This is a genomic window from Parazoarcus sp. PS-13 R2A, assembly GCF_057621855.1.
Genome location: NZ_JBYEXN010000010.1, coordinates 45,119 through 58,783 on the forward strand (window position 1 = coordinate 45,119; position 13,665 = coordinate 58,783).

Here is a 13,665-nt window from a genome sequence, read left to right on the forward strand (position 1 = left end):
AAAAGTCTCCGGTCATGCGTGTTCAGACCGCAGGAAGGCTTCAATGATCCCGGCCACCTGCTGCGGCTGATCGTGGTGCAGGTTGTGCCCCGCATCGGCAATCGTCGTTACCCGGACATCCCGCAGGCACGCCTTGGCACTCTCGTACAACTCGTCGTTCACCCCGATCCGTTGCCGCACGCTCTGATCATCCGGCTCCAGCCACAATACCGGCGCCGACACCCGGCGCCAGCAGGCTTCGGACTCGGCTCGACGGTAAAGCACCGGATTCACCCGTCGGTGCGCGGGATCGCCCGCCAGCCTGATGCCGCCCTGCCCGTCGTCCTCACCCAGGTGACGCGCCAGCCAGACGGCCTGCTCGGCACTCAGGCGCGGGTTGTCCCGGCACAGACGTGCCGCCAGGGCATCGAAATCGGCATAGGGCCTGAACTGGGCCGGCGAGCGGAGGTCGTGCAGCCATTTTTCGTAGCGGCCAGGCGCTTCTTCGGGCGAGCGGTCCACCAGACCGAAACCGTCCATGACCACCACCCGGCCGACCCGTGACGGCCGGATGCCGGCGTACATCAGCGCCACGTTGCCACCGAGGCTGTGACCGCCGAGACGCACCTCACCATTTGGCTGCAACTGCTCGAGAATGGCGTCCAGGTCGGCAAAGTAGTCCGGAAACCAGTATGCGTCGCCGCACCACTGGCTGAGACCGAATCCGCGCCAGTCGGGCGCAATGACATGCCAGTCGCCCTCAAGCGCATCGACAATGAACTGAAATGACGCCGACACATCCATCCATCCGTGAAGCAGGAACAGACGGGGCGCACCTTCCCGCCCCCACTCTCGAACGTGGTAACGCACACCCCGGACTTCGAGGAAACGGCTTCGGCTTGATTTCATGCTGCGATGATAGCAAATGACGCCCCGCTCATCGCACGCAGGCGGTGTCGCTTCGATATACTTCGCGCCATGTTCGCCCCCCCATCCCGGCTTGCAGCGCTCGCCTTCGCCTATACCCTCGCCGGCTGGCTTGCGCTTCAGCTTGCCGTCCCGCCCGGCTATGCAGCCCCCTTCTATCCGGCAGCAGGCATTGCACTCACCGGCCTGCTGATTTTCGGCTACCGGCTCTGGCCCGCGATTTTTGTCGGCTCCCTGCTGGTCAACCTGAATGCGCAGATGCAGAGCAGCGGACCAGAGTCCATCGGGTGGACGCTTGCACTCGTGCCCTTTGGCGCCGTAATCCAGGCTGTATTCGGCGCATGGCTGGCACAGCGATTGATCGGCTTTCCGAATCCGCTGGGATCCCCGCGCCAGATCCTGCGCTTTCTCGGCGTGGTTGCGCCGGTAAGCAGCCTGATCAGCCCCTCTCTGGCCATACCGCTGCTGTATGCCTCGGGCACCATTGGCGCCGACGACCTTGCCTTCAGCTGGTGGAACTGGTGGATTGGCGACGCCGTGGGCGTCATCATCGCCGCCCCGGTGATGTTCGTGCTCTTTGCTCAGCCGGCCGAAGACTGGCGCTCGCGCAGACTGGGCGTCATCGTGCCCCTCGGCATCGCCATCGCCCTGCTTGCCTTCGCGTTTCACAACGTCCGTAACTGGGAAGCCCTGCGGGTGCAGACCCAGTTCAACCGCGATGTTGAGCACGTCGCCAGCGGAGTGCGAAAACGCCTCGAAGTGCAGATCGACATGATGCAGTCGATCGAGCGCCTGATGGTCGTCAGCGAGGAGGTCACCCGCACCGAGTTTCATGATTTCGTCACCCCATGGCTCAAGCGCTACCCCGGGACACAGAACTTCGGCTGGAATCCGCTCGTCCGCCATGCCGAAAGAATGCGCTTCGAGCAGTCAGTCCGGAACACGGGCCAGCGTGACTTCCGGATTCTCGGACGTGACGCCGAAGGGCGCACCTTTCCTGCGCTGGAAGCCGAGGAGTATTTCCCGATTACCTTTGTCGAACCACTGACCGCCAACCTGAGCGCGCTCGGTCTCGACCCGGCGTCCCTGCCGACGACCGCCAGAGCGATAGATGCGTCGCGCCGCACCGGAATGCCGGTTGCCTCGGAGGCGATCCGCCTGGTGCAGGAGGAACAGGTTCAGCGCGGCGTCGTCGTCTATCTCGCGGCATTTGGAAAAACGACAGGCCCTGATCAGCCACGGCCACTGCTAGGGGTCGTTTCCGGCGCCTTCCGCATGGACGACTCAATGACCACGGCGCGAGAGCTGGCAAGACGCACGGGTATCGAACTGTGCCTGATCGATGCCGACGGCAGCCCCGGCAATCGCCGCCTCTCCGGCGCGGCCGGTTGCGAAACCGACGCCTGGCTCAATAAGGGGGTGCGCCGCGCGCTGCCCATCCTGTTCGCCGCGCGCAACTGGGAGCTGCGCCTGAGCGCGACGCCCGAGTACATCGCCGGCATGCGCAGCTGGGCCGCATGGAGCACCGTTGCCGTGGGGCTGCTCGCGATCGGCATGCTGGGCGCCTTTCTGCTGATCACGACGGGAAACACCCGGCGCATTGCGCGCCTGGTCGATCGGCGCACCGAAGAACTGAAAACGGCAAGCGACAGCCTCCGCGCCCAGCAGGACGCACTCGCCGAAGCACAGCGCATCGCCCGGCTGGGTAGCTGGGAGGTCGGCAGCGACGGCAGAACCCTGCAGGTTTCGGGAGAACTCCATCAGGTCCTGAACTGCGACGCGACGACGCTTCGCACGCTCACCGACCTCGTTGCCTGTGTCGAGGAGTCCGACCGCGAACGACTGCAAGCCGCAATCGCCCGGGCGGCCGAAACAGCCGGGCGGGTCACGCTCGACTGCGACCTTGGCGCATCACCGGGTCATGTACTGCAGTTCCAGATCGAAAGCACCCGGGAAGCCGACAGCCGGCACCACCTGAGAGGCACGGTCCAGGACGTCAGTGCCGAGCGAGAGGCAGAAGCCCATATTCAGTACCTCGCCCATTTCGACCCGCTCACCGGGCTGCCGAATCGCAGCGCCTGGATGAATCAGGCGCAAACGGCGCTGATCTCGGCACACCGCAACGGCGACCTCCTGGGCATTCTGTTCCTCGATCTCGACAACTTCAAGACCGTCAATGACTCCCTCGGTCACCCCGTCGGCGATCGGCTGCTGGCAGCCGTTGCGCGGCGCCTGGCGGGGTGCCTGCGCGAAGAGGACATTCTTGCGCGCCTTGGTGGTGACGAGTTCGTCGCCCTGCTGCCGCGCCTGCCTCACTCGGACGATGCCGCACAGGTCGCGCGCAAGCTGATTGAAGTGCTTGCAGCCCCGATTCACATCGACGATCACGAACTGTCCACATCGGTCAGCATCGGCATCGCCCTCTACCCGGCCGACGGCGAGGATGTAGACACCCTGCTCAAGCATGCGGATACGGCGATGTACGGCGCAAAGGCCGCGGGCCGCAACCACTACGAGTTCTTTGTGCCCGACATGAACGCGCGCGCGTTCGAGCGGCTCATGCTGGAGAACGCGTTGCGGCGCGGTATCGAGCGCAATGAGCTGGTGCTGCACTATCAGCCGCAGATCGAAGCCCGCAGCGGGCAGGTCAACGGATGTGAGGCGCTGGTGCGCTGGAACCATCCCGATCTCGGCCTGGTGCCGCCGCTGCAGTTCATCCCCGTTGCGGAAGACTCCGGCCTGATCGGGCCGCTTGGCGAATGGGTACTGCGCGAGGCCTGCCGTCAGCAGGCGCAGTGGCAAAACGGCTCGATGAGCGAGCTGCGGATGGCGATCAACATATCCGCCCTTCAGTTCCTCAAACCCGACTTCGTCGATACGGTGAAACGCGCGCTTGCCGACACCGGCGCGAATCCGCAGCGGATCGAACTCGAGATTACCGAAAGCGCGCTGATGCAGCCGGGTGCAGCACTGACCGGACGACTGCTGCAGTTGCGCGACATGGGGCTGACGCTGGCGCTGGACGACTTCGGCACCGGCTACTCCTGCCTGGCCTATCTCAAGCGCCTGCCGATCCGGCGCCTGAAGATCGACCATTCCTTCGTCAAGGACCTGCCCGGCGACCAGGAAGACGCCGCGGTAACCTCTGCCACGCTGTCGCTGGCGCGCGACCTCGGCCTCGAAGTGGTTGCCGAAGGTGTCGAAACCGTCGAGCAGCGTGACTACCTGCTTGCCCGCGGCTGCCATTCACTGCAGGGCTTCATGTATTCCAGGCCACTCACCATCGCGGACTTCGAAGCCTGGACCGAAGCCAGACGGCAGCCGGCCTGAACGAAGAAATGCCCGCGCCGGCAAACCGGGCGGGCATTTCGGGATGGGGTTCAGGCGGACACGATCGCGCGTCCGCCCTGCTCCGTCTTACTGCATGCGCGAGAACACGATCTGTCCGTTCTCGATGTCTGCCCGGATGCGGTCCTCTGCACCGAACTGACCTTCGAGAATGGCCCTCGCCAGCGGATTCTCGATCCGCTCCTGAATCGCCCGCTTCAGTGGACGCGCGCCGAACACCGGATCGAAGCCCGCCGAGGCAATGTCGGCCAGCGCCGCATCGCTGACCTCGAGCTTCATCTCCAGACGCGCCAGACGCTTCTCGAGATACTGCAGCTGGATCTTCGCGATCCCGGCGATGTTCTTCTCGTCGAGCGAGTGGAACACGACGACCTCGTCGATCCGGTTGATGAACTCGGGGCGGAAGAAGGTCTTCACCTCGGCCATCACCGCCAGCTTGACCACACCGTAGTCGCTGCCCGCCATCTGCTGGATCATCTGGCTGCCAAGGTTGGACGTCATCACGATCACCGTGTTCTTGAAGTCCACCGTGCGTCCCTGACCATCGGTCATGCGGCCGTCGTCGAGCACCTGCAGCAGCACATTGAACACGTCCGGATGCGCCTTCTCGACCTCATCGAACAGGATCACGCTGTAGGGCTTGCGCCGCACCTGCTCGGTCAGATAGCCGCCCTCCTCGTAGCCGACGTATCCCGGCGGAGCGCCGATCAGACGGGCCACCGAGTGCTTCTCCATGAATTCGCTCATGTCGATGCGGACCAGATGCTCCTCGGAATCGAACAGGAACTCGGCCAGCGACTTGCACAGCTCGGTCTTGCCCACCCCGGTCGGGCCGAGGAAGAGGAAGGAGCCATAGGGCCGGTTCTCGTCCGCCAGGCCGGCGCGGGAACGACGGATCGCATCCGAGACCAGATGCACCGCCTCGTCCTGACCCACCACCCGGGCGTGCAGACGCTCTTCCATCTTGAGCAGCTTCTCGCGCTCGCCCTGCATCATCTTGCTGACGGGGATACCCGTTGCGCGCGACACCACCTCGGCGATTTCCTCGGCGCCCACCTGGGTGCGAAGCAGCTTGTTAGGGGTCGCATTCTCGCCGGCCTGTTCGGCCATCTTCAGCTGGGCTTCGAGTTGCGGCAGCTTGCCGTACTGCAGCTCGGCCACCTTGTCGAGCTGGCCCTTGCGCTGGAAGTCGGCCATCTGCGCACGCAGCTGGTCGATTTCCTCCTTGATGTGCGCAGAGCCCGAGGCGCGGGATTTCTCGGCCTTCCACACTTCCTCAAGGTCGTTGTACTCACGCTGCAGCTTGGCGAGTTCGTCCTCGATCAGTTGCAGCCGCTTCTTCGAGGCCTCGTCCTTTTCCTTCTTCACTGCCTCGCGCTCGATCTTGAGCTGGATCATGCGACGGTCGAGCTTGTCCATGACCTCGGGCTTGGAGTCGATTTCCATCTTGATGCGCGCACCGGCCTCGTCGATCAGGTCGATAGCCTTGTCCGGCAGGAAGCGGTCGGTAATGTAGCGATGCGACAGCTCGGCCGCCGCGACGATGGCCGGATCGGTGATATCGACACCGTGGTGGATCTCGTACTTCTCCTGCAGACCGCGCAGGATGGCGATGGTCGCCTCGACGGTCGGCTCATCGACCTGCACTTTCTGGAAGCGGCGCTCGAGCGCCGCATCCTTCTCGATGTACTTGCGGTACTCATCCAGCGTCGTGGCGCCGATGCAGTGAAGCTCGCCACGCGCCAGCGCCGGCTTGAGCATGTTGCCCGCATCCATCGCACCTTCGGCCTTGCCTGCACCGACCATGGTGTGAATTTCGTCGATGAAGAGGATGACCTGGCCTTCCTCCTGCGCGATCTCCTTGAGTACAGCCTTCAGGCGCTCTTCGAACTCACCACGGTACTTGGCGCCGGCCAGCAGTGCGGCCATGTCGAGCGAAAGCACCTTCTTGCCTTTCAGCGTTTCCGGCACTTCACCGTTGACGATGCGCTGCGCCAGGCCCTCGACGATCGCAGTCTTGCCCACGCCAGGCTCGCCGATCAGCACCGGGTTGTTCTTGGTCCGGCGCTGCAGGATCTGAATGGCACGGCGGATCTCGTCGTCACGGCCGATCACCGGGTCAAGCTTGCCCGAGCGCGCACGCTCGGTCAGGTCGAGGCAGTATTTTGCCAGCGACTCGCGCTGCCCCTCGGCATCCTGACTGCCGACACTGGCGCCACCGCGAACGGCCTCGATTGCGGCCTCAAGCGGCTTGCGCGAGAGCCCGTGCTCTTTCATCAGACGACCGGTTTCGCCCTTGTCATTGCTCAGTGCGAGCAGGAACATCTCGCTGGCGATGAACTGGTCACCCCGCTTCTGCGCTTCCTTGTCGGTGAGATTGAGCAGGTTGCTGAGGTCGCGCCCGACCTGCACCTCGCCACCGTGGCCTTCCACCTTGGGCAGTCGCTCCAGGGCTTTTTGCAGGGCGGCCTTGAGCGGCGGCACATTGACGCCGGCGCGCTGCAGCAGCGACACCGTGCCGCCGTCGTCCTGGCCGAGCATGGCCAGCAACAGGTGCTGTGGCTCGATGAACTGCTGGTCGTTGCCCAGTGCAATGCTCTGTGCATCGTTCAGGGCCTGCTGAAATTTGGTCGTAAGCTTGTCGAAGCGCATGGCTGACATCCTTGGTGAATTCGGGTTGAGCCTTATGTGGGGCGCATCCTCTGTGCTTCAAGCCCCCAAACCCTGAACTTGGAGCCAAAACAGCAAGCCCGCTACCCGAATCGGGGCGTCTGTGCGCAGAGCGGACGATGAGCGCACCGCCCCGCGCACTTGCGCGCCTGGCCTAGGCGGTCCTGCGCAGCGCCTGCACCTCAGCCCCTGCCCAATGGCAACGAACCCTGTGCCCGCCGCCCATGCTCTGCTCGGCCGGATAGGCTGCACGACAGATGTCGCTGGCAAGCGGGCAGCGTGGATGAAAATGGCAACCTGCAGGCGGATCCAGCGGCGAGGGCAAGTCGGCGGAGACGGTCATTGCCGGCTGGTGAGCGTCCGCACCGGCGCTGACCTTCGGCACCGCCGCAAGCAGGGCACGGGTGTAAGGATGTGCCGGTGCGCCGAGTACGCGCGCCGCCGGGCCGTGCTCGACGATGCGGCCGAGATACATCACCGCCACCTCGTCGGCCAGATACTCGACCACAGCGAGGTTGTGGGTGATGAACAGATAGGCCAGCCCGAGCTCCTGCTGCAGTTCGCGCATCAGGTTCAGCAACTGTGCCTGCACCGAGACATCGAGCGCGCTGGTCGGCTCGTCGCAGACAATCACCTTCGGCGACACGGCCAGCGCCCGCGCAATCGCAATGCGCTGGCGCTGGCCGCCGGAGAATTCGTGTGGATAACGCCAGCGCATGGAGGGTGACAGCCCGATACGATCCAGCAGGGCATCGACCGTCTTGCGCCGTGATGCGGCATCGCCCGCCACACCGAGGCTGAGCATGCCCTCCTCGATGATTTCACCGATCCGGAGGCGCGGGTTGAGCGACGCGAACGGGTCCTGAAACACCATCTGCACGCCGCGTCGCATCGGCATCAAGGCGTCGCGTGAGAGGCCGGTCTGACGCTCGCCGTTGTAGAAAACAGCGCCGCCCGTGCTCTGGTTCAACTGCAGGATGGCCTTGCCCACGGTGGTCTTGCCACAGCCGGACTCTCCCACCAGGGCCAGCGTGCGCCCGGCGCTCAGGGCCAGGCTGACACCGTCGACGGCCCGCACCTGCCCGACGACGCTGCGAAACAGCCCCTTGCGCACCGGGAAATGGACTTCGAGGTCGCGCACTTCGATCAGCGGCGTCCCCTCGCTTCTGCTTGCCGACGCGACATCGCCGGCCTCCACCCGGTGCAGGGGACGCGGCACGCTGACGCCGTCGTAAAGATGGCAGCGCACGGTCTGCGCGCCGATCTGCTGCCAGCCGGGCGATTCGTCGTCGCAGCGGTCAAATGCCTGCGGGCAGCGATCGGCAAAGCGGCAACCGACGAAATCCTGATCGAGCGCAGGCACGCTTCCAACCGGCGCATCGAGCATCGTGCCGCGGCGCGCACCGTCGGGCAGCGCTGCGAACAGCTTGCGTGCGTAGGGGTGGAGTGGCGTGTTGAAAAAGGCCTGGCGCGGACCCGTCTCAACCAGCTCGCCGGCGTACATCACCCCTACCCTGTGGGCCATCCGCGCCACCACGCCGAGATCGTGCGTGATCAGCAGCATGGCCATGCCGCGTTCCGCCTGCAGCCCCGCCAGCAGATCGAGCACCTGAGCCTGGATGGTCACGTCGAGGGCAGTCGTCGGCTCATCGGCAATCAGCAGTTCGGGGCGACCGGCCAGCGCCATCGCAATCATCACCCGCTGCTTCATGCCGCCAGAGAACTGGAAGGGGTAGTCGTCGAGCCGGGCATCGGCACCGGGAATCCCCACGGATTCGAGCAGCAGCCGGGCCTCGGCACGGGCCTCGGCGCCACGCAGCTTGCGGTGCAGTTGCAGGGCTTCGCCGATCTGGTCGCCGATCGTCATGACCGGATTGAGACTGGTGGCGGGCTCCTGGAAGATCATGCCGATACGCCCGCCGCGTACCGAACGCATCCGCGTTTCGGGCAGCCGCAGCAGATCGTCGCCGGCCAGACCGAGCTCGCCCCCGTCGATCCTGGCGGCGTCGGGCAGAAGGCGGCTGATCGCAAGCGCCGTCATCGACTTGCCGCAGCCGGATTCACCGAGCAGGGCAAAGGTCTCGCCTGCGGCAATCGAGAAGCTGATGCCGTCAACCGGACGGACATCTCCGCCGGCGGCACCAATGGCCACCTTGAGCGCGCGCACGTCGAGCAGGGGCGCCGCGCCCGGGACGGATACAACGGGCGTCGTGCCACTCATTCAGGGGGGGCCATCCGGAAGCAGATATGAAAAGGGCCGCTACCGCGGCCCGTCAGACGATCAGTGATGATGTCCGCCAGCACCATGGACGTGTCCATGGCCAATCTCTTCTTCAGTACCGGCACGCACTTCGGCCACCGTCACGTCGAAGATCAGCGCCACGCCGGCCAGCGGATGGTTGCCATCGACCACCACCTTGCCTTCGGCAATGTCGGTAATGCGGTAGATGATCTCTTCCTCGCCGTCTTCGCTCACGCGCTCGAAGGACATGCCGACTTCGATGTTGTCCGGGAAGAGCTTTGCATCTTCCACCAGCACCAGTTCTTCGTCGTAGTCACCGAAAGCGTCTTCGGGTTGCAGCTTGATCTTGAAGTTCTCGCCTACTTTCTTGCCGTGCAGGGCTTCTTCCAGCGTCGGGAAGATGCCGTCGTAACCACCATGAAGATAAACCAGCGGATGCTGACCATCGTCGATCACCGCACCGTCCGGGTCGGTCACGGTGTACTTGAGGGTGACGACGCTGTTCTTTGCAATTTCCGTTTGCATGCTATGTATCCAGTTCCTTGACCAATTTTAGAACCGCAGCCACATGGCCGCGGGGCGTGACATCACGGAGCACGTGACGGATGACACCCTGTTTGTCGATGACGAAGGTTGTCCGCGCCACGCCCATCTTCTTTACCCCGTCGACTTCCCTGGCCTGCCACACATCGTAAAGACGCGCGACCTCGGCATCGGTATCGGAGAGCAGCCGGACGGACAGTCCGTGCTGATCGCGAAACTCGGCATGCGTCAGGGCGTCGTCGGGACTGACACCCACGATGATGCAGTCGCAACGGGCGAATTCGTCTTCATGGTCACTGAAGTCGGCCGCCTGAAGCGTGCACCCCGGAGTGTTGTCACGCGGGTAAAAATAGAGAATCACACGCTGCCTGCCGCGCGTGGACAGGAGGTCGAATGTCTCCATATCCGCGTCCGGCAGGGTGAAAGCGGGGGCAGTGTCTCCGCTCTGAAGCATGAATTCTCCCTGACGTTCAGCGGATTCTAGCGGAGTGGCGGTGCGAACTCTACCGGACTGTGATCGGGGCTCAACAAACATGATGTCGCTCCTTTCTGGTTTTGGCACGGCCAGGTGACGGAAATACGTACCTGAGTCATCAATAGCCCAGTCCTGCATCATGCTCAAGACGCAGTGCGTCATTCGCCGTTTGCTGATAAAGATTTGCACACCGCACTTTACTGTTTAAAATTACAGCAACGATCAGGAGATGGCCATGAGCACCCGCAGCGAACACCTGACTGCACGCCAGCAGGAAATTCTCGATTTCATCCGCCAGACGGTGGAGAGCGAGGGCCGCCCCCCCACCCGTCTCGAAGTATGTACGGCTTTCGGTTTCCGCTCTCCCAATGCGGCAGAAACCCATCTACGCGCACTGGCAGCAAAGGGCGCAATCTTGCTCGAGGAAGGACGCGCCCGCGGCATCCGGCTGGCGCAGGCGCTGGGCCTGCCGCTGATCGGCCGGGTTGCGGCCGGTAGCCCGATCCTCGCCGCAGAACATGTCGAAAAACGTTTCCAGCTCGACCCGGCGCTGTTCTCCCCCCGCGCCGACTACCTGCTGCGGGTGCGCGGCATGAGCATGCGCGACGCCGGCATTCTCGATGGCGACCTGATTGCGGTTCATCGGGCCGGCGAGGCGCGCAACGGCCAGATCGTGGTGGCCCGCATCGACGACGAGGTCACGGTCAAGACCCTGCAGCGCAAAGGCCGTACCGTGGAATTGCTGCCGGCAAACCCCGACTTCGAACCGATCGTGGTCGACCCGCAACGATCGCAACTTGTGATCGAAGGCATCATGGTCGGCCTGATCCGCAAGGACAACTGAGCACCGGGACGCGCTGCCCGCAACTCCGCAGCCCGCCCCTGAAGACGCCGTTATGCCGGGGGCGCTCTGCCAGGACAGCAAGCCGTCCGGTTTGTGCCGCCCGGCGTCTGCCGCTATCCGCCAGAGGCTTCCGGACCACATGCTTATTCATTCCACGGACGAGCGCTGCACGACCCACCGACCGACATCGACCTGAGCACACGCTGCCGCCATGCCGACTCACACCGCACTCGCCACGCTTCCTGCCGGACTGGTCTGGCAGGGACGGCAACTCGCACATCAGGGTGGCCCGGTACTGCCGACAGGCCATGCCGCGCTTGATGCAGAGCTGCCCGGCGGCGGCTGGCCGGGCGCCGCGATGACCGAACTGCTGGCAGACCAGCGCGGTGTAGGCGAGCTTTCGCTGCTGATGCCGCTGCTGCGCCAATCCGGACCGGCGCGCTGGCAGGTCTGGATTGCCCCGCCACAAATGCCTTATGCCCCGGCCCTCCATGCTGCCGGCGTCGATCTTGGATCGCTGCTGCTGCTGACCCCGGCCACCGCCGGAGAAGCCGTCTGGGCCGCCCGCCAGGCCCTTGGCTCGGCCAGCTGCCATGTCGTGCTGGCGTGGCTGCCGCAGATCGACAGCGCCGGCCTGCGTCGCCTGCAACTGGCAGCCGAACAAGGCTCGACCCCGCTCTTCCTGTTCCGCGCACTGGCCACCGCACGCCAGCCCTCACCGGCGCCGCTGCGGCTGGCGCTCTCGGCCCAGCAGGGTGCCTTGCGCATCGACCTGCTCAAGCGCAAGGGCCCGCTCGCACACGCCCCCGTTGTGCTGCCGCTGCACGGCGACCGGCCTTGACTCCGCAGGCATCCCGACGTGCTGTGGCTGGCCCTGATCCTTCCCGAATTGCCCCTGCAGGTCTACATTCGCGGCCTGGCAGCCTCCGGCCTGCTCGCCATTACCGAGAACAGGCCCAGCGCTCAGGTCATCGCCGCCACGCCTGACGCCCGCGCACAGGGCATACAGCCCGGCCAGGGCGTCGCCAGCGCGCTCGCGATGCTGCCGACGCTGCGCCTGATGCCACGCACTCCTGAACGTGAAGCGGCCCTGCTGAAGGAGCTGGCGGCCTGGTCGGGTGCGTTTGCCTCCCGCGTCTGCCTCGACCCACCCGACTGCATCCTGCTGGAGGTCGCCTCCAGCCTGCGCCTGTTCGGCGGACTCGACGCCCTCGAAGCCGCCTTGCTAGACGGACTGCAGCAGCAGGGACTCGATGCCTGCAGCGCGAGCGCACCCACACCGCTGGCAGCACGCTGGTTCGCGCGCCATGCACATCATGATCCGCAGTCCGTCGTCACACCTGCACCGGACTGGCACGCCCGCCTCGATGCCTTGCCGCTGGAACTGCTTGCCGACGACGGCGCGATCAGCACGAGCAGCTTCGATCTGCTCCATGGCCTCGGCCTGCGTACCCTGGGTGAAGTCCGTGCGCTTCCCGCAGCAGGCCTCGCCCGTCGTCAGGCGCAGGCGGTCAGCGAAACCCTTGCCCGCGCCTACGGCGAATGCCACGACCTGCGCCCGGCGTTCATCCCGCCCGAGCGCTACACGGCCCAGCTCAGCCTGCCCGCGGCAACCGTCAATACCGAGCCCCTGATGTTCGCCGCCCGGCGCCTGTTTGCCGGCCTGGCGAGCTGGCTCGCCGCACGACACACTGGCATCGACCACTGCCGCCTGAGCCTGCAGCACGAACGCGGCGAGGACACCGTGCTCGACATCCTCACCGGCATGCCGAGTCGCGACGAAGCCAGGCTCAACCTGCTCGCGCGCGAACGGCTGGCGGTACTCGAACTGTCATCGGCTGTGGAAGGCATGACGCTGAGCACCGACGCGCCACGTGCGCTGGCCGCCCGCTCGGACGACCTCTTCGGCGACCCTGCGACCGAACGTGAAAACGCCTTGCTGCTGCTGGACCGCCTGCGGGCACGGCTGGGAGAAGACTGCGTGAGGCAGCTGAGCATCGTTCCGGACCGCCGCCCCGAGTGCGCGTGGCGCAGCACCGCATTGGGCACGATCTCACCGCGCCCGGCTCGAAATGCAGACACGCCTGCCGGCGCCACCCGGCCGCTCTGGTTTCTGACCAGGCCGCGCCGGATCGATGCGCCGCGCAAGCTTCACCTGCTGCGAGGGCCGGAGCGCATCGAACAGGGTTGGTGGGACGGGCATGACATCCGTCGCGATTACTACCTCGCACAAACGGCCGACGAAGGCTTGTGGTGGGTATTCCGCGAACTGGACCCGCCACACGACTGGTACCTGCAGGGCTACTTCGGCTGAGCCGCAACGCCCTGCAAGCCCTCATGCATCAGGAGGCAGGCGGGAACAGTCCGTTCATGAACCCTGCCAGCGCCACATCCTTTGCAGTAAGTCCGCCTGCGTCATGCGTGCTGAGCACGACATGCACACGGTTATAGACATTGAACCACTCCGGATGGTGATCCAGCTTTTCGGCCTGCAACGCCGCTCGGCTCATGAAACCGAAAGCCGCATTGAAATCCGCAAACCTGAATTCACGCTCGATCGCATCCCGCCCATCCACCATCTTCCAGCCGGGCAAGCCGGCCAGAGCGGCGGTTCGTTCCGCATCGCTGAGTTTCATC

At 64.9% G+C, this 13,665-nt stretch carries 10 protein-coding genes; 4 read left to right on the forward strand and 6 right to left on the reverse strand.

The window, feature by feature from the left end:
• Positions 1–12: 12 nt before the first annotated feature.
• Positions 13–888 carry an alpha/beta fold hydrolase gene (locus AC22G6_RS11000; RefSeq protein ID WP_487366801.1) on the reverse strand — a complete coding sequence of 292 codons (876 nt, stop codon included), beginning with the start codon at positions 886–888 and terminating at the stop codon, positions 13–15.
• Between the two features lie 69 nt (positions 889–957).
• On the opposite strand from AC22G6_RS11000, the gene AC22G6_RS11005 reads away from it, so the two are divergent.
• Positions 958–4,236 (forward strand): EAL domain-containing protein, encoded by a 3,279-nt coding sequence (locus AC22G6_RS11005; protein WP_487366802.1) that lies wholly within the window; start codon positions 958–960, stop codon positions 4,234–4,236.
• An 87-nt stretch (positions 4,237–4,323) separates the two neighbouring features.
• On the opposite strand, the gene clpB is transcribed toward AC22G6_RS11005, so the two are convergent.
• The 4 genes from clpB to AC22G6_RS11025 all read right to left on the reverse strand — a co-directional run bounded on the left by clpB (position 4,324) and on the right by AC22G6_RS11025 (position 10,163).
• Positions 4,324–6,906 carry an ATP-dependent chaperone ClpB gene (clpB, locus tag AC22G6_RS11010; RefSeq protein ID WP_487366803.1) on the reverse strand — a complete coding sequence of 861 codons (2,583 nt, stop codon included), beginning with the start codon at positions 6,904–6,906 and terminating at the stop codon, positions 4,324–4,326.
• A gap of 172 nt (positions 6,907–7,078) precedes the next feature.
• Positions 7,079–9,145 carry an ABC transporter ATP-binding protein gene (locus tag AC22G6_RS11015; protein ID WP_487366804.1) on the reverse strand — a complete coding sequence of 689 codons (2,067 nt, stop codon included), beginning with the start codon at positions 9,143–9,145 and terminating at the stop codon, positions 7,079–7,081.
• A gap of 60 nt (positions 9,146–9,205) precedes the next feature.
• Positions 9,206–9,691, reverse strand: coding sequence for an FKBP-type peptidyl-prolyl cis-trans isomerase (locus tag AC22G6_RS11020; RefSeq protein ID WP_108948690.1), 486 nt, complete (start codon positions 9,689–9,691; stop codon positions 9,206–9,208).
• Position 9,692: 1 nt separating this feature from the next.
• Entirely contained in the window at positions 9,693–10,163 is a 471-nt protein-coding gene (locus AC22G6_RS11025) for a peroxiredoxin (protein WP_108951245.1), read from the reverse strand.
• Between the two features lie 256 nt (positions 10,164–10,419).
• On the opposite strand from AC22G6_RS11025, the gene lexA reads away from it, so the two are divergent.
• The 3 genes from lexA (at position 10,420) to AC22G6_RS11040 (ending at position 13,342) form a co-directional block, all read left to right on the forward strand.
• Positions 10,420–11,028 carry a transcriptional repressor LexA gene (gene lexA / locus AC22G6_RS11030; RefSeq protein WP_487366805.1) on the forward strand — a complete coding sequence of 203 codons (609 nt, stop codon included), beginning with the start codon at positions 10,420–10,422 and terminating at the stop codon, positions 11,026–11,028.
• A gap of 211 nt (positions 11,029–11,239) precedes the next feature.
• The gene (gene imuA / locus AC22G6_RS11035; protein ID WP_108948691.1) at positions 11,240–11,869 is read left to right on the forward strand and encodes a translesion DNA synthesis-associated protein ImuA; all 630 of its coding nucleotides are present in this window, start codon (positions 11,240–11,242) and stop codon (positions 11,867–11,869) included.
• Positions 11,870–11,887: 18 nt separating this feature from the next.
• On the forward strand, positions 11,888–13,342 hold the full coding sequence (locus AC22G6_RS11040) for a Y-family DNA polymerase (protein ID WP_487366806.1): 1,455 nt from the start codon (positions 11,888–11,890) through the stop codon (positions 13,340–13,342).
• Between the two features lie 28 nt (positions 13,343–13,370).
• Here the strand turns inward: AC22G6_RS11040 and AC22G6_RS11045 are convergent, their stop codons facing one another.
• Complete coding sequence (locus tag AC22G6_RS11045) at positions 13,371–13,664, reverse strand: 4a-hydroxytetrahydrobiopterin dehydratase (protein ID WP_487366807.1); 294 nt, start codon at positions 13,662–13,664, stop codon at positions 13,371–13,373.
• Position 13,665: the final 1 nt, after the last annotated feature.